Origin of the sequence: Paraburkholderia mimosarum LMG 23256 = NBRC 106338 (assembly GCF_000739815.1) — a bacterium.
GTDB lineage: Bacteria > Pseudomonadota > Gammaproteobacteria > Burkholderiales > Burkholderiaceae > Paraburkholderia > Paraburkholderia mimosarum.
The window spans coordinates 1-16,740 of record NZ_BBJJ01000101.1 but is presented as its reverse complement, the minus strand read 5'-3'; the positions used below and the strand labels follow the sequence as shown (position 1 = coordinate 16,740).

The window sequence follows — 16,740 nt, the reverse complement described above, 5'->3', positions numbered from 1 at the left end:
GGCACCTGCTGGAAGAGCACAAACTGGGCGAGCGAATCTTCGCAGAGGTCGGCCGGGTGTTGCAGGCACGGGGAGCCAAGCTCAAGAGCGGCACGATTGTGGATGCCACGCTGATCGGCGCGCCTTCTTCGACGAAGAACAGGGAGAAAGCGCGGGACCCTGAAATGCATCAGACGCGTAAAGGCCAGCAGTGGTATTTCGGTATGAAGATTCATGTGGGCGTGGATAGTCAGAGCGGACTGACGCATAGCGCGGTCGTCACGGCGGCCAACGTGCACGACAAGCACCCACTGCCTCAGCTTCTGCATGGGCAGGAGCAGCGGGTCTATGGCGACAGCGCATATGCGAGCCAGAAAGCGCTGATCCATGGCAAGGCTCCAAAAGCCTGCGACTTCACCAATCAGCGCACGCGCCGCAAGGACAGCGTCGATGAAGTGGCGCGTCGCAAGAACCGCAACAAGTCGAAGATTCGCGGCCGGGTCGAACATGTGTTCGCCGTGGTCAAACGGTTGTGGGGTTTCACGAAGGTGCGCTATCGGGGTCTGGCGAAAAACGCCAATCGCGCCTTCGTTGCACTCGCCTTGGCAAACCTTTACCTGTCGCGAGGCCGATTTACGGGGCAGGTCCGCCCGTAATGGGCGAAGCGCGGGCGAAAAGCCCGCATAGAGCGCCGGTGGCGCGACAAAACGAACCGGAATGACCATCTTCATCGGTGATTCGGAAAGCTTACGCATGCAGCATCGCGATCAGTCGCGTTTCGTAGAACAAAGCAAAGACGTCAATTCGAAATCCCTGAAGCGTAAGGATTCCGCACATCGAATTGACGACTTTATTTGCAGTCTCAACGAAATAAAGTCGTCAATTCGCATAAGTCCGAATTAAATTCGTCAATTCGCGTTCTAGACTTCGAATCCCGCTCCTAAGGTCTTGATCTTATGGACGTTCCTGTGCACCTGATGCAGCCGGTCGCGTTCGCGCGTGCGCGCGGCGCACACCGCTTCGAAGTCTTCAGCCCGAAGCTCAAACGCCGGCTGACGCTCGACCGACGCTGCGCCGTCGATCAATGGTTCGTGCTCGAATCCGATCCGACCGTGCGCATCTTTTGCGAGCGTCCAGGCTTTGCCCAGTTCGATGGCCGGCGATATCTCATCGATTTCCACGTCCGCTACGCTGACCGTCAAGAACTGCTGCTCCTACCCGATCCGGTCATCGTGGAAGACGGCAATCCTCGTTCGGTCGTTGATGCCAGCGCGATGACTGTGCGCCACGTGGAGCACGCAGAGCTGGTGGCCTCGCGTATCTGGGTCGACAACTGGCAGCGCATGCTGCCGTGCCTGATCGCCACACGCGGTCTCGTGCCGGCTTCGCTGCTCAACTCGATCGAGCGCTTCGTTGCAACGTCTCAAGCATTGCTCGACATCGAGCGAGAGTTCTCAACGGGTGACCCCATTATCGTGCGCGCGGCCTTGTTCGGCCTGTTGCATACAGGCCGCGTGACAGCACCCGAGTTGCGCACCGAGCCGCTTTCGTGGCTCACGCGCTTTGCTGCTGCCGAGGCCCGCTCATGAGTCGCCGCAAACCCGAACTGCAAGCACTCGACCTGACGACCTGGCCGACCGTGGCGTGGACCGAGTTCGATGCGCCCACGCGCAAGTGCATCAAGCTTCGGATGCAGGCAATCGAGCGTTACGCGCGCGGCGAACCTGTCAAGGACATCGAACATGCGACCGGAGTAAATCGCCGGCAGCTCTATCGCTTGCTCGAACGGGCGCTCGAACCGCATCGCGACGGGCGCATCTATGGGTTTCGCGCGCTCATCGCGCATGTACGCGTGACGGAGTACGTCCGTGTGCGCCCCGTCACCGTACAAGGCGAGCGGGGCAGCCGCGGCGCCGTAGGCGCCCTCTCACAACTGTTTGAGCGTTACCCTACCCTCGCCGGCTGGCTTCGGCTGCAGCTCAAGCAGCGCCGCGTCAAGCTTGATCAGCGCCATACAGATGGCGCTTATATGGACGCCGCCCGTTTGCAAGGGACTTCGAGGGGTCTGACGTGACAGGAACGGCTGCGGGTTTATATCCGGCCTTGTTGCAGCGGGTATTGTCGCTGCGGGCCCCTATGGATTCAGCTGACTCGCGCCTCATTTCTGCATCGAGCTCAAGGCTCTTCGCCATCTCCAGGTTTGGCGAGTCCCGGTCCGACCAGTTTTGCCATCACTCTCAAGTACCTACGCAACCTTTTGACGTTCCATTGTCGACTACAAAGCTTACTTCACCTATGTTCGGAATTTGCTCGTGCTCCTTTATGCCGGCTTGGTGCTCACGTATCCTTCCTGATAGGAGCGCCCGTGCGCTAGGATGGCCCAGATGGTGCGGGCCATCTTGTTCGCGAGTGCGACGATCACGACATTCATTGGTCGCCGCTTCTTCATCTGCTCTATCCATGGATCATTCTGTTTTGGACTGCTGACTACACTGCGGGCGCCGTGTATCAGGAGCGTGCGGAGATAGGTATCGCCGCGCTTGCTGATGCCCAGCAACATAAGCTTCCCGCCGGATCCCACCTGCTTTGGCACCAGTCCGGTGCTGGCAGCAAACTCGCGTCCGGAGCGGAAGGTTTTCGCGTCGCCGATCGTCGCGACGGCGGCCGTCGCGGTCAGCAGGCCGACGCCGGGAATCTCGGCGATTGCCCTGACGTCCCTGTCTTCCTTTTTCCATTCGCGCATGCGCCGCTCGATCGCGGCGATCTGTGCGTCCAGTGCGCTTAATCCGTTCCACTGCTCGCGCAGCGTGTCGGTGAGCGCTGCTGGCAGGCGATCGGCGACCCGGGCCAGCACGTCCGGCATCGCCCTGTCCAGCGCGGGCCGCCCCTTGCCCATGACTTCGCCATATTCGGTCAGCAGTCCGCGTAGTGCGTTGATCTGCATCGTGCGAAACTTGACCAGCTGCTCACGCATCCGGTGCAGAGCCAGCATCGCCTGCTGCATCTCGGTCTTGACGGCGACCGGCTTGCCCGGTTGTTGTACCGCGAGCCAGATCGCCCGGGCGTCGGCAGGATCCTTCTTGTTGCGTATGTTGAAGGCCTTCACGTATTGTCCTGGCATCAGCTTGACCTGATGCCCCATTGCGGTGAGCTGCCTGGCCCAGTGCTGCGCACCGCCAGACGCTTCCATGCCGATCAGGCATGGTGCGCGGTTCGCAAAGTACTGAAGAAACTTTGCCCGTTTGATCGGCTTGTTGACAATTTCGCCGGTCTCTTCGTCCACGTGATGTACCTGAAAGACGTTTTTCGCGATGTCGATACCTACTGGCGTAAGTTTCATGACGGCCCCTCTGCTTTGCGTAGGAAGATCTGAATGATCCTCCAATCCGGGCATCGCCGTGCCGCCTCGGTCGGTGCAATCGTTGCCTTTGCTCATTTGAGCTACCTCCGACTATCCGCTTGATGGGCGGCGTCCATACCATTTCTGCATACGCGCCTGCGCGGCCTGCAAGCATTGCACACTGAATTCCTGCAGCAGTGCCGGCAAGTGGGCCTGACGGCGGCGGACTATCCGATCAATACGGCAGGCCAGGCGATTCGCTCCCTCTCGGCGTGCGTGAAGGCGGAGCTGCTACGCAGTTTCGGTACTGCTGCGCGCGCGGCCGGCGCCCCGCACCTCAAAGGCTTGCCTCGCCCCGATGATCAGGCAGGCGCGCCACCGGCAAGCCGCCCCTATCAGGTCGTCGAATTCGATGGTCACAAGCTCGACATCCGGCTCAAGGTCGTCGTGTCCGACCCACTGGGCTTCGCGCACGAGTTCGAAATCGAGCGGGTCTGGCTGCTTGTCATCATCGACGTCAGCACGCGCGCGGTGCTCGGCTACCACCTTGTGCTCGCGCTACGCGCAAGAGAAAAACGATGGACATCAGGCGGAGCCTTGAAAATTCTGGAATCGGCAGACTGCGGGGTGTCCATTAGATTGGGAGAAAAAGTGGACACAACGACCGTCGCGTGTCCATCTTCCTCCACAATTTTGCTATATCGTATTTCGAGATCTAGCGCGACTGCAAGGGCAAAACACTACCGCCACGCAGCGCGGCCAGTTCTTTGCGCAGGCTGAATACCTGACGCAGCAGGGCGAGTTCACGAGCCAGCGACTCGTCAAGCTGTGCCTGCAGATCCTTCGCGTTGCCCTTCGCGCGGTTCAGACGTTCGGCCAGCTCGAGCTTTGGCCGCTCGGCTACGGCGTTGGCCGCATCGATTGCTTCGATCAGCTCGGCGAACTGAGGGCGCGACTTCTTGATGCTGCCTTTCTTGCGGCCCGCCTCGATCGCCACGGTATCGTTGTTGATACGCGCACCCTTGCGCTTCTTCAGCCGCTCAAGGGCGGCGTAGTAGTCAGTCATGGCATCGCTCATGCGGCCTCCGGTTTCATCAGTTTCTCTTGCGCGTCAAGCAGTCGTTGCAGCGTCTGTGCCTCGATGCGGCATTCGACACTCGCCTCATCGACAGCGCGCAGCTTCTCGACTGTGGCCTGCTGCGCCTTGATCACGCGCTGAAGCTTCGATGGCACGACCACGAGGTTACGGCAGTTCGATTCAAGGCAATTCAGACGCATCCAGTCGAGCGGCGTCGACTTGCACGGCTCGACGCTGGCGCAGCCGCCCAGCACCGTCTCGCGGTACGCCAGTTGGCCCATCCCGAACATCCTCACCGTCTGCTCGCGTGAGTAGACCGACACAGGCGACGCCTGCACGGAACGGCTCTGTGTCCATGCTGCGTGCCCGCCGAACAGCTGCTCGTCAGAGAACAGCACCTGCTCAGCATACGCAAGGTACTCGGACAGGCCCTGTGCCTCGGCCCATTCCTTCGCGAAGTGAGCCTTGTCGGTGTCGATGAAGCCCTTCGCAAACGCCGAGCCACGAGCGTAGTACATGCTCATCTCCTGCGTGATGTGCTGCAACTGACGCTTGAGCGTCGGCAGCGTGACGAGGCCGCTGCGTTGCGCATACAGCGCGAGCGAGCGGCGAAGCTGATGACGCGTGAACGGCCACTGCTGCCCGACCGCGTACTTCGGTTCGTGTTCCCATGCGCGGTGCATGTCGACACGCTTCAGTTCAGCGATGTCCTCGGCCGTGATCGTCGGGAAGACGCGCTCACGAAAAGCTTCGACTTCGTGATGTATGGTACTGGGCGCCCGGTTTGCCACGTACTTAAGATGCAGACCCATCCGACAGAACAGCAGGTGGGAACCGTCCGTCGATTCGGCGTAGCCTGGTGCGCTGTGCGCACGGTGCGCCTCGCCCGATAGCCGTTGCGCAAGCCTGACGGCGCGAGCACCGAGCGGGTTCGTCACCCAGCATGCGCGTTTGGGACGCCCGCCGGACAGCTTGGTCGTCACGCCCTCGATAGCGTAGTGCGTCACGCCATCCAACCGGGTCTCGCGCAGACAGTCGTACGGCAGGTTCTCTGCTTCCATCGCGCGCATGCCGGTGAACGACAGGATGACAAGCTGGCATAACGCGTTGATCGACGCCACGAGCGACAACACGACGTAAGCGGAGTCCTTGCACCCGAAGTGGACAGCAGCCTTCTTCAGTGCGGCACAGACATCAGTGCGTTCGCCAGCGTATGCGCGCGCGAGGTAGTCCGACAACGCGTTCGCGACGCTCTCAGCGATCCCGAGGTCATGCTCGCAGGTCGACAGGAAGTGCTGGTAGATCCGCGTCGGGATGACCGGGTATTGTGAGTTTCCGGCGCGTTGCGCGGAGCGTTCGAGCAGAGGCTTATGCAGTTGGGCCAATGGCACGCGCAGCCCTGTGGCCTCGGCGCCCAGGCGGTGAAGCTTCGCCAGAATCGAATGAAGGCGTAGAGCCTTCTCGATCCCGGCTTGTGCGGCATAGTCCAGAACAACGGCGACGTTGGATAGCCCCTCATAAAGAGTAAGCTGGCGTTCGGCGGCAAAGAAAGCAAAGTCCTTCAGATAAACTGAACAACCTTGAAGAGTACTGGACGCCGGTACCGTCTCGGTCGCTTCGTGCATCAGAAAGTACATGACCTGCTTCCACTGACGCGTAGTCGCATCTGAATGAGTGCGGCCTGCGTCGTTAAGCGGGTGACCCCTAAAGTGGATATGGGTGCGGCGCGATCCAATCGCGTATGCACGGATGTCCCAGGCGTCGTCACCAAACAGCGAAGCGGCGTTCCCGGTCTTGTCGTGAGTGACGACCACATCGTCTTCGATCCGATACCAGTCGGGGCGCTCGGCGAGCGCCGCGATCAGCGTATTGTTCATGCCACTCCCAATTCGTAAAGCTGATCAAGCTTGGTCGACCAGAAAGCGTCAAGATTTCCATCAATATCAACGTCGTGCTCGATCTGACCGACCAGCGCGGCGTCGCGCTTGCGTAGTTCATTCAGGAGGAATTCGACCCGTCGCAGCACCGCGCCGAACGAGCTCTCGTATTGCTCGAACGAGCCAGCACGCCCGCTCACGAGCCTGATGCAGTGACGGCAACTGAGCAGCTTGCGGATGTCGGTGGCGTCAGCGTGCACGCGGTACTGGCCGCAAAAGAGGCACCCTTCGGTCGAGCGGCAGTCAGGCTGTAGGGTGACCGAAGCAGCGATCGGCGCGGGCTTGTGGAACTCGATGCAGACGCCCACCGCACTCTCGATGGAGCCCGCCGGGTCGTTGCCGGCCTTCAGCACGGTCTTCTCGACTGAAGCGAGGAATGCGCCCATCTCAGCCTTGTGCGCGGTGTCCGTGCCGTTCGAGTACGAGCGCAGCGCCGTGGCCAAGGAGTGGCCCATCAGCCTGGCTGCGACCACAGGGCCGTGATTGCTCACCGCCCAATCCTGCTTTGCCGCACGCCATTGACGTGCGCTAATGCGCGGCAGCACAATCCCGAGCGTACCGAGTCGACTGTAAAGCCGATCAAGGAATTGGATTGAGAGACCCGTTAGCCGCCGCAGCTGCGCATGATGTCCGACTACGACGAACAACGTGTCACAGTCTGCGTCCTGGACAAGATACTTGCGCAATGCCAGATACGCCTTGAGCTTTGGCATGAAGGCCAGCGAGACGGTGAACGTAACTTCCATTCCACCTGCACGGTACTTAACCTCGCGAAACTTCTGACGTACAACAGACGCATCCTGCAGGCTCGCGGCGAGCTCCGGGCTCCACTTCATTGCCAGCAGCTGCGCGAGGCTGACGCCAGTTTCAGCAAGAAACTGCGTGGCGAAGCAAAAGGCCGCCATCGAAGCGTGCGAGCGGCGGATCGGTGACTGTGCGTCCTCGTTGGCCGCCGTAAGATGTTTAGCCGTTAACCGCGCGATGGCCCACGAACGATGGCGAGGACTTTTAGCTCCAGCCTCGGCCATGCGCCTCGTAAGTTCTTCCCGGGTGCGCAGCTGTCCCGTCTCCAGATTCCAGCCAAGCAAGCCGTTCGAGTCATGCCCTTCACTACGACCATGTGTGTGCGGAACAAGGCAAAGATTCTCACCTCGCGCCGTGGTCACGCGCACCGGATATGGCTTGAAGTCGAGCACCAGCGTGCTGATGCTGCTGAAGAGCGCGTCAGCCCACGCGAGCAAGGCAGCTTGTGCCTCGGCGTCGGGCACAACTGTCGATGCAGAAGCATAATGTTGCTGGCGCAGCACCTTCGCATCGGCGCAGAAGTCGTCGTTTCTGAAGAACTCACGTAGCATCGACAACAGATTAGACTGAATGCGCGCGACGGAATTGTGGTTCAGGTTGCCCAGCGAGACCTGTTCACGCTTCTCACGAAAGTAACGATGAACCGCCTCCGCCGTAGCCTTCTCATCACAGAGCACCTGATGCAAGCCCAGCCTGTCGGCCCAGTTGGCGAAGTCAAGCACGCCGCGCAGAGCACCGTAGATAGTCTCAGGACGTTTGGCGCCAAAGGTCGCACGCTCGGAAAGCTGCGTCACCAGCAGGCGTACAACCTTGGTGCGTTCGCTGCTGAAGCTTCTGGGGTCGAAAGTGTGTCGTGTGTGCCGCGTGCTCGACGTATCACGCGTCAGGTAGCAGATCTGCCCGATATCGGAACGGTTGCGAATGCCTTCCCACTTGAGCAGCGCGCGCTCGGGGTGCAGCAGCGTCGTGCCCTCCGTGAGCGGCATGCGTACTTCTTCGTACTGGCGGCTCATGATGCCACCGCGCAATCGAGGGCGAGCGTGACCAGCGTCGACAGGTGCGCACTCCACCCGTCCTGCACGGCGTCGAACAGCTTACGGTTTTCGCGGTAGCCGAGGTAAATCTCAGTCGTAGACGGCCGGGCGTGCCACATCAACTGTCGCAACTGATCGAGTGCCCGGGTGTACTTCGTCTCATTCGCGGTCATCGTGTCGACCATGTTCAGCCCGAAGGTTGCACGCAGGTCGTGGAAGCTGAACGCGTACCTGGGGTTGCCGAGCTGCACGCGCATCATGGGCAACAGTTCGTCCCTGATGAACTGGCGCACGGCCTGTCCAGTCTTGACGTGACGGCGCAACTGAGGGCCAGTGTTGACCGGGCCGCGCGATGCGCGATCCTCGTAGAGCGGCGCACCGCGATGGCTCAGAAAGAGCGGCTGGTCGGGGTGATCGCCGCTGTCTGCCAGTTGGCGACGCTTGCGCGCACGATCGCTGTGCACGTAGACGTACAGCCGCTCATAGAAACCACGCGGCAGGTGCAACACGCCCTTGACGCCGCCCTTCGTGTCGATGCCGGTACCTGGCCCGCAGGGGAGACGGATGTCGTCGCCGTGAAACCCGTCAGGCTTGTGCATCACGTGTTTCGCGCGCACGGTCAGCACCGTCTGGATGCGGGCGCCCGTCAACAGCGCGAAGAGATGAACGAGCGTCATCTCGGTGTTGCCTAGTGCGGCTAACGATTCAAGCAGCGCCGACTGCTCGGCAGAGGGGAGCGGGCGCAGGCGACCACCGTCGTGGATGTGATCGTCCCATGGGTCTTCTACGCGTCGGCCACTGATCGACAGGTCGGTGGTCTTGACTTCGATCACGCCGCTGAAGCCCTTCTGGTCCTTGAACTCAATGAAACGATCAGATTCGACCCACGGCGCGTTCGTGGGTCGAAAGCCTGCTTCGGTCATCAGCCAGCGATAAAAGCGCACCACGGTGCCCATACGACGCCTGGCAACGCCCGGAGACAGTTCGCCTGCCTGCACGGCCATCTTGATCGAGCCGCTATATCGGTAGGTCGGACGTTGCCGCTTGTTCACAGGGAAGACGAGCCAGTCGATACCCTCGTCATCCAGATAACGACGGAACGCTACCAGGTCGTCAGCGATGCTGGCGAACGTCAGCATGTTCGGCGACGACTTCGACTCGATCATATCGATGAGCCAGAGGTTCGCCTCAGCCCACGGCGCGCCGTCAGCAAGTCGGACAACGGGAAAGAGGGGGAAGGTGCCTGCGATCCACTTCGGGCGGGTGTCGCGTCGCTTGCCGGTGTCGGGGTCTGCGAGCGGGACCGTGTGATAGATGGTGCCGCCCTCGGGGGTGGTGATCCTGACCGGCGTCGCGCCGGGTGTGTCGCGGTCAACGACCTCGGTCAACGGCAGTTGCCGGATGGTCGTTCGTCTTGCCGTCATCATGCAGATCCTCTGCTGTGTTTGTGCGGGCGTCCGCTTTAACACAGCCTGCGAGTATCAGGAAATCGTTCTTCGCTTGCGCATATCGCGCGCGAGTACAGCCGCTACGACGTCATCAAGACCATCGAGAAAGCGCTTGAGCCCCACCCCGCGCGCATCTTCAGCATTCCCGGTCTCGCATACGGAACACACGACGGGTTTCCCTCCCAGCGTCTGCCCGAGCTGGCCTACGTGGCGTGGGAGTGGATGAAGCTCGACAACGCGAAGGCGAATCTCGCGAGCGACACGCTGGCCGCGCTGTGCGAATTTGTCGGCTGCAGCGTAGACGCCGGTCCCCACTATAGCCCGGACGAGCGACCTTATATCGAGCGCTTCTTTGGCACGGTCGCGTCTCGCCTGTCTTCGCGACTGCCCGGCTACACCGGTTCGCACCCGCGCGATCTGCGCCGGGCGCTGGCCGATCCCAAGGGCAATCTGCGCCTCTACGTGTCGCTCGACGAACTGGAGGAACTGATCGAATATGCGATCGCAAGCTACCACGGGACTCCACATGCAGGCCTGAATAGCATCACGCCGCTCGAAGCGATGACGTATTTCGTGCGCGGCAAACAGCAGCTGCTCACCTGGCTTCCTGAGCAGCACCGCCGAACGTTGTGCCTGATGCAAACGGCCAGGCGCTGCCGCGTGCGGGCTTATCTCGAGCAGGGCGTGCGCCCGCACATCAACCTGTATCGGGTCCGCTACACCAACCCCGTGCTCGCCTGCAGCACGCACCTGATCGGGCAGCCGCTGCTCGTCTACATGAATGCGGACGATTTGCGTTGTGTGCGCGCCTTTCTCGCCGACGGCACCGAGCTCGGCGTACTTGAGGCGCAAGGGGCGTGGCGCGTCGTGCCGCATAATCTCAAGCTGCGTCAGGAAATTCTGAAGCTACATGGCGACAAGCGCGCCCGTCCGCTCGGCTCCAATCCCATCGAAGCATACATACAAGCCAAGCTTGCCAAGGCCAGGAAGACCCGCAAGGCCGCCTCCGACCTCGCTCAGGCGATGCGCATGCTCACTGCAGCACCCATGGTACGCGTGCCGCCAGGTCCCGTGACATCGACCGGGATCGCCGCGCCGGTGGCGTCGCTGGCCGCCGCGCCGAACGCCGAAGTGACTGCGCCAGCGAGCGTGCGCCCGCGCAAGCTCACCATCGGCACCGGACAGGTTTTCTAACGCTGTCGTTTGCAAGGGAGGCCCCATGTCGCCGCAAATCACGCGTCCGATCGACCCGTCGCTGCACCCGCTCGTCACCGGCAATTACCGCATCGCCACACCAGCGATCGAGGCGTTCCACGAGCTCGTCACGCGCTGCCTGCGCTACCGGATCATGGGCGCGCTCATTTACGGCCCCTCGCGCATTGGTAAAACCCGCGCAATCGAGTACGTCAGGCTCCTGCTCGCGCGTCATCACCCGAAGATGACAACCTTCCACGCGCAGTGCGAGCACAAGCCGCGGCACGCCGAAGGTCCATTCTTCGTGAACTTACTGGAGGCCGTTGGCGATCACACACCGAACGCCGGCACCAATCCGGCCAAGCGCATGCGCCTGACGCTGCGCATTCGCGAGGCCGCCGCCCGCGCCGGCAGCAGCACGGTGCTGCTCTTTTGTGACGAGGCGCTACAACGAGAACGAATACGAATGGCTGCGTGATGTGCACGACGCCCTCGATCGTCAGCATATCAAACTGTTTACCTTTCTCGTCGGCCAGGAGGATCTGCTTGCTCAGAAGACGGCGCTGCAGGTCGCCGGCAAGACACAGATTGTCGCGCGGCTCATGGTCGAGGAATTCGCCTTCTGCGGCATCCGCAACGCCGAAGATATCGCCACGTGCCTGGACGGCTACGATCAAACAGCCTACCCAGAGGGCAGCCAGTGGAGCTTTACCCGCTTCTACGTGCCGCAGGCGTTTGACGCCGGCTACCGCCTGATCAACGACGCCGGTGTGCTGTGGCAGGCGTTCGAGGCAGCGCACCACAAGGCGAGCTTGCCGGGCCGGCTCGAAATCCCGATGATCAGGATGGTTAAATATGTTAGTGACAAAAGTCTTGTTTGATATATGCTGATCCCAGAGGCGCGCCCTCTTGTTGTCGAGTAGCAAAGTCTGTTTTACAGACGAGTAGCGGCAGTTCGGTTTTCGGCCGAGGTGGAGGCGAAGAATGGTCCTGACACGAGGGCGAGTCGACGCTGTTGAGCTGGAAAAATATCGGTCTGTGGATTGCGAGGTGTTGCTTCCGCTCCTGGCTGATTACGTGAAAGCGGACGCAAGCTTCGTTCCGATACGAGATAGTCACACGCACCGCTGGCATCTACGCGTGGGGGACAATGAATTTGAACTCCTAACGACTGGTCCGAAATGGTTCGACACACGACGCCAGCGGGGCGGTGGCGGCGGCATCGATCTCGCCATGCACTTATTGGCACTGGACTTCAGGCAGGCCGTCAGAAAGCTTAGGCAGGTGATGTGAGATACGTCCTGGCAAACGACAAATTAGTCGTCATGGGACGAATCTGGAGGGGTTTTCCGCTGTTACTCAACGCAGGTGGGCTCCCGATGGAGCCTGCCCAGTCATTTCTCTGGGACTTGATCACATCGAATGGCCGGGTGAGCAGTCCGAAGTCGTGGGATTCGTATGGCCGAGCGCTGTACGATTTCTTTGCTTTTGTATTTGCCAACGGTCTGGACTGGCACCAACCTGGCTCCGCCGGAATACCGAGTGCACTTGAAGCATATCGGGATTGGTCGAAGGGCACGGTCGGGTTGGCAAATACAACCATCAACAATCGGCTGCGTGTCGTTGTCCGCTTTTATCAATGGGCAGAGAAGAAGCGCCATATTGATCACTTGCCGTTTGAATTAGTCTCTATCCAAACCAGTCGGCAGCCGGGTTTCCTTGCGCACGTCGATACAACAGACGGGAAGGTGAAATCGCCAAACATTCTGCTGAAGCAACAGAAGCAGTTCATCAAGATCCTGACCAGGGAGCAGGTCAAGGTTTGCTACGATGCCCTGCCGAACCTTACCCATCGGCTCATGTTCTCGCTGATGCTTCGTACGGGCTTGCGTCAGATTGAATGTCGGAGCTGGCCGGACAAGCCCGAGTACGTATTCGACCCCAGCCGCCGCAGAGATCTCCGCTCGAACCAAAAAATTCGGCTGTATCTTGACCCGCGCGACATGGAAATCAAGAACAACACGCCTCGCAGCATCGATATGCCCTTTGAACTGATGGAGGAATTGGACACATACAGTGTTCGGCACCGTCAGATGCGCGAGAGGAATCATCGCAATGGAGAGAAATTTCCCACACTGTTTCTCACCGAGCACGGCACGCCTTACACCAAAGCGGCCTTGACCGCTATTTTCGCGTCACTTTCGAGGCGAGTGGGATTTCATGTAACTGCACACATGTTGCGCCACTCCTACGCCACGTTTTTGCTTTGTAGCCTGCGCAAGAGCAAGACCTTCGAAGGAGAGCCTCTCTTGTACGTGCGTGACCGGATGGGTCATTCGGACGTCACGACCACGGCGATCTACCTTCATCTGATCAACTCGCTGGAAGGCCACCTCGTGCTCGCCCACGAGGATGAGATTGATCAACTGTTTTCAGGTGCGGGACCGTGAGAACAAGCCGCAAAAGCCACGCCGCGGCTCCTCTTCGTGTATCGATCACCCCCGTTGGCGTGGAGCATGGCGGTGCCACTGTCATGCTTCCGGCCAAGGGCAATGCCACGTCACAACGCACACTCGACCTGTCTGCCTACCTTGGCCGCGGCATCGACGCCTGGGTATGGGCGTGCACCACGCAGCTTCGGGCATTCCTCGAAGGCGGCGGCGCCAGTCCTGCGACAGTGCGCGCCTACTGGACCCTCGGCCTGATCCAGTTCTTTAACTTCCTGATCGCGGCCGGGGTGCCATGTCAGCCGGCAACGTTGGAGCGAAAGCATATCGCCGCGTTCATCGTATGGCTCAAGGACAACACGGACTGGGCCTACACCACGCAAAGGGTCCTGTATGCAAGAACCAAAGCCGTGCTCGTCGGCCTACAGCATCGCGACGTGGTGCCAGGCTGCACGGATCTGTTCCCCGCCAATCCATTCCCGCACAGTAATGCGCGACAAAAAGGAGCGACGCCACTCTCGACCAGCGAGCGTGCCCGGATGGCCGCAGCATTGCGCGACGACATTCTCGCCATTCACAAGGAACAGTTCAACGGCACCGCTTCGGCAGCGCTGATTGTGTACCTGCTGGCAATTGCCGTGCGCACCGGCGCCAATACCACCCCGCTTCTGGAAATGAAGCGGAATTGCCTAAAACCGCATCCGTTTATGCCTAACATGATGCTGCTGGAGACCTTCAAGCGGCGCGGGAATGCAACCCAGCTCAGGAGCCTGCGCTTCTCCAAAGAGGAGGACCGCCCCCTGCCGGTCGCCATGGACGGTGTCGCACTCGTGCGGAAGGTATTGGCGATGACCCAGCCTATAGCCGATGCCGCGCGCGACGATCTCAAGGATTTCGTCTGGCTGTATATCGGCGAAGGGGCCACCGAGAAATCTCGTCAGCTCACCAAATTGAGCAGTTGCGCGCTTTGTCTCGGCATCCAGGCGTTGATAGCTCGCCATCAACTCAAGGCGGACGATGGCGCGCCCCTGCAGATCAGTCCATCGCGTCTACGCAAAACCATGGAAGACCGCCTCTGGCGACTCAGTGGCGGCGACCTCATCGTCACTGCGGCGCTGATGGGGCACACGCCACAGGTTGCGGACAATCATTACCTCGCCTGCACGAACTCGATGCGCGAGGATGCAACCTTCGTCGGGGAAGCGCTCCCTGAGATCTACCGCAACGGCGAGCACAGCGGTGATAACGGTAAGGTAATCCCCATCGTCCCGATCACCGCGACGCGCGCGGGTGGGTGCAAAGATCCGTATTACGGCGACAGGGCCCCGGGCGACGGCACGCCCTGTGACGACTTTTTTGCCTGCTTCTCCTGTCGCAGCTATGCCATCGTCGGTGCCCCGGACGACCTTCATCGGCTTTTCAGCTTCTACTGGTTTCTCGAACGGGAAAAAGATCGAGCCCGAAGCAGCGACTGGCGCACGCATTTTCATTACACGATGCGCCTGATTGACTCCTTCACCGTGGACAGTTTCGATTTGGCGCTGGTGCAAACCACTAAAGAGCGAGCACGCGTCGATCCGCATATCTTCTGGAAATCGTACGTGATCGACCCAAATTTGCAGGACCACGAACATGGCTAAAGCCAGCCGGTTCACAGTTGCCAGACCGTCTCTTCAGCACGCAGCCGGGCGCGCGCTGACCCACGCCTATGGGCTGTTGATTGAGCAGCCCCTCAGTGTCGCCGGACTCGATGAGACGATCCGCCGCAATGTCGTAATCTCGGCCGTCGTCGATAACGGCCAAGAGCGTGCGCTTTCACGCTATGGCGATTTGGTATGGGAAATGTGGCTCTTCGTGAGTACACCGAATTCTCACGACAGCAGCAAGCGTCTGAACTGGTCTCGCATCCCTGAACCCTTCCGCGAGGTAAGCAAAGCGGTCATGTTTCGATATTGGCGGGTAGGAAGCGAAGGCAGCACTCCACCCGGCGTATCGTGGCTGCGGCACTTCCTGGATCATCTCGCTGTGTTCTTTCGGTATTTGGAATCGGTGGGCGTCGCCTCGGTCACTGATGTCCATCCGATCCACATCACCAACTACGTTCACATCCAGAAGGATAGTGGACAAGTGAGCGGTACGCTTGCGAGCAAATTCTGCGCCCTGGAAAGACTCTACGAGTTTCGCGACGAGCATCCCGATGGATTGCGTTTCCATCCTTGGCCCAATTCGTCTGCTGGCGAGATAGCCGGACGCGTCGGACAGGCAAGGAAGGACGGAGAAAAGGACAGCAAGACGCCTCTGATTCCCTTACCGGTCGCACAAGCCCTCTTCAATCATGCAGAAAAAATCCTCAGGAACGCCGACGGAATTTTGAACGAGAGGGATGCGGGCAGACGCCCGACGTGGCAGGATCCGGAGGTGATCGCGATCCGCAATGCCTGCTTTTACCTTCTCGGAGTGCTGACCGGTATGCGAAACTCCGAGTTATCTGGCATTGAGGTTGGTGCTGGGCGTACCGAGATCAAGAATGGCCATACCTTTCACTGGATCAAGTCATTCGAACACAAGACCAAGAAAGGTGTCGTCGAATTTCTGATGCCGAACATGGGTCACGATATTCTGCGTGTCCTGGAACGCTGGTCCGAACCTTATCGAATGAGGTTGGCCGAACGATTGCAGGAGTGGGAATCGAATCAAGGGGAAAGGACACACCGGCGCATGCAGAAGATCGCCGACGCCCGCTCCAATCTCAACAAGCTGTTTCTTGGAAATGGCCTTCGCGGCATCGTCTCGGTGTCCGGCGACGGGTGGGGCGACGCGCTTCAGACGTTTGCCAAGGGCGCCGGGGTGAGTTGGGCTCTGGCGCCGCACCAGATGCGGCGGCTATATGCCTATTCGTTCGCGCGGCATCGACTGGGTGGCCTGTTGTTCCTCAAGGAGCAATTCAAGCACTCATCGATCAACATGACCCAGCTATACGCTGCCAACCCTCACCAGGACGCCGCGCTCTACGACGAAATTCTTGAGGAAGCGCGCCAGCACAAAATCAAGACCATCACCGGATGGTTGGAGGGTGAAGAATTGTTAGCCGGGGGCGCTGGCAAGAAAATCATGGCCTTACGCGCGCAAGACTTTCCGGACCGGAAGGCGATGATCGAGGAAACATCTGAGCGCATCACGATTCGCAGTACCGGTCATGCGTGGTGCCTGGCCAAGGATGAAGGCTGCGGCGGCTCCGGCATCTACGAGAAGAGGCGCTGCGGAACCTGTCGCAACGGAATCATTGATGGCAATTTCAAGCCGTTCTGGCAGGAGACATACCGGCATCACAGGGAACTGGTCGAAGAAGCCAGCAAGTTCGGCCCTGGCGATGTTAAGCGGGTCCAGCGCGATCTTGAAGAAGCCGCACGAGTGCTCAACGACTTGGGCGTTGAACTACCGGGAGAAGAGCTGAATGGCAGCGAAGAGAACGCCTAGCA

The 16,740-nt window shown here is 60.1% G+C and carries 12 protein-coding genes and 3 pseudogenes; 10 read left to right on the top strand and 5 right to left on the bottom strand.

All coding sequences use genetic code 11. From position 1 onward, the window contains the following. From BMI01S_RS33150 to BMI01S_RS33140, 3 genes are all read left to right on the top strand, one after another. Positions 1 to 635 (top strand): IS5 family transposase (locus BMI01S_RS33150; protein WP_042292143.1); only part of this gene is annotated, 635 nt, incomplete at its 5' end. Between the two features lie 300 nt (positions 636 to 935). Beyond that, positions 936 to 1,568 carry a hypothetical protein gene (locus tag BMI01S_RS33145; protein ID WP_028232599.1) on the top strand — a complete coding sequence of 211 codons (633 nt, stop codon included), beginning with the start codon at positions 936 to 938 and terminating at the stop codon, positions 1,566 to 1,568. Then, a complete protein-coding gene (locus BMI01S_RS33140; protein ID WP_028232600.1) occupies positions 1,565 to 2,053 on the top strand; it encodes a helix-turn-helix domain-containing protein in 489 nt (162 codons plus the stop codon). Before BMI01S_RS33145 ends, BMI01S_RS33140 begins: the two co-directional genes overlap by 4 nt. A gap of 246 nt (positions 2,054 to 2,299) precedes the next feature. On the opposite strand, the gene BMI01S_RS33135 is transcribed toward BMI01S_RS33140, so the two are convergent. After that, on the bottom strand, positions 2,300 to 3,319 hold the full coding sequence (locus tag BMI01S_RS33135) for an IS110 family RNA-guided transposase (RefSeq protein WP_028232601.1): 1,020 nt from the start codon (positions 3,317 to 3,319) through the stop codon (positions 2,300 to 2,302). 144 nt (positions 3,320 to 3,463) lie between these two features. Here BMI01S_RS33135 and BMI01S_RS43910 point away from each other — a divergent pair. Beyond that, positions 3,464 to 3,937 (top strand): annotated as a pseudogene (locus tag BMI01S_RS43910) (integrase); the annotation flags it as partial. Positions 3,938 to 4,034: 97 nt separating this feature from the next. On the opposite strand, the gene BMI01S_RS33125 reads toward BMI01S_RS43910, so the two are convergent. From BMI01S_RS33125 to BMI01S_RS33110, 4 genes are read right to left on the bottom strand one after another with little or no spacing between them, the layout of a single operon-like run. Continuing rightward, positions 4,035 to 4,397, bottom strand: a complete 363-nt coding sequence (locus BMI01S_RS33125) for a hypothetical protein (protein WP_028232603.1) — start codon at positions 4,395 to 4,397, stop codon at positions 4,035 to 4,037. Further along, on the bottom strand, positions 4,394 to 6,274 hold the full coding sequence (locus BMI01S_RS33120) for a hypothetical protein (RefSeq protein ID WP_028232604.1): 1,881 nt from the start codon (positions 6,272 to 6,274) through the stop codon (positions 4,394 to 4,396). The genes BMI01S_RS33125 and BMI01S_RS33120 overlap by 4 nt, the downstream gene beginning before the upstream one ends. Continuing rightward, positions 6,271 to 8,151: a hypothetical protein gene (locus BMI01S_RS33115; RefSeq protein WP_028232605.1), complete on the bottom strand. Its 1,881-nt coding sequence runs from the start codon at positions 8,149 to 8,151 to the stop codon at positions 6,271 to 6,273. Before BMI01S_RS33115 ends, BMI01S_RS33120 begins: the two co-directional genes overlap by 4 nt. Beyond that, positions 8,148 to 9,599 (bottom strand): site-specific integrase, encoded by a 1,452-nt coding sequence (locus BMI01S_RS33110; RefSeq protein WP_244145449.1) that lies wholly within the window; start codon positions 9,597 to 9,599, stop codon positions 8,148 to 8,150. Before BMI01S_RS33110 ends, BMI01S_RS33115 begins: the two co-directional genes overlap by 4 nt. Before the next feature lie 81 nt (positions 9,600 to 9,680). Here BMI01S_RS33110 and BMI01S_RS33105 point away from each other — a divergent pair. The 6 genes and pseudogenes from BMI01S_RS33105 to BMI01S_RS33080 all read left to right on the top strand — a co-directional run. Further along, a pseudogene (locus BMI01S_RS33105) lies at positions 9,681 to 10,814 on the top strand (integrase); the annotation flags it as partial. A 25-nt stretch (positions 10,815 to 10,839) separates the two neighbouring features. Then, a pseudogene (locus tag BMI01S_RS33100) lies at positions 10,840 to 11,653 on the top strand (AAA family ATPase); the annotation flags it as partial. A 145-nt stretch (positions 11,654 to 11,798) separates the two neighbouring features. Next, positions 11,799 to 12,107: a hypothetical protein gene (locus tag BMI01S_RS33095; RefSeq protein WP_244145510.1), complete on the top strand. Its 309-nt coding sequence runs from the start codon at positions 11,799 to 11,801 to the stop codon at positions 12,105 to 12,107. Positions 12,108 to 12,193: 86 nt separating this feature from the next. Beyond that, positions 12,194 to 13,264 carry a tyrosine-type recombinase/integrase gene (locus BMI01S_RS33090; protein ID WP_051381568.1) on the top strand — a complete coding sequence of 357 codons (1,071 nt, stop codon included), beginning with the start codon at positions 12,194 to 12,196 and terminating at the stop codon, positions 13,262 to 13,264. Beyond that, a complete protein-coding gene (locus BMI01S_RS33085) occupies positions 13,261 to 14,901 on the top strand; it encodes a hypothetical protein (protein WP_154671441.1) in 1,641 nt (546 codons plus the stop codon). The genes BMI01S_RS33090 and BMI01S_RS33085 overlap by 4 nt, the downstream gene beginning before the upstream one ends. After that, a complete protein-coding gene (locus BMI01S_RS33080; protein WP_028232610.1) occupies positions 14,894 to 16,738 on the top strand; it encodes a tyrosine-type recombinase/integrase in 1,845 nt (614 codons plus the stop codon). The genes BMI01S_RS33085 and BMI01S_RS33080 overlap by 8 nt, the downstream gene beginning before the upstream one ends. The last annotated feature ends 2 nt before the right edge of the window (positions 16,739 to 16,740 follow it).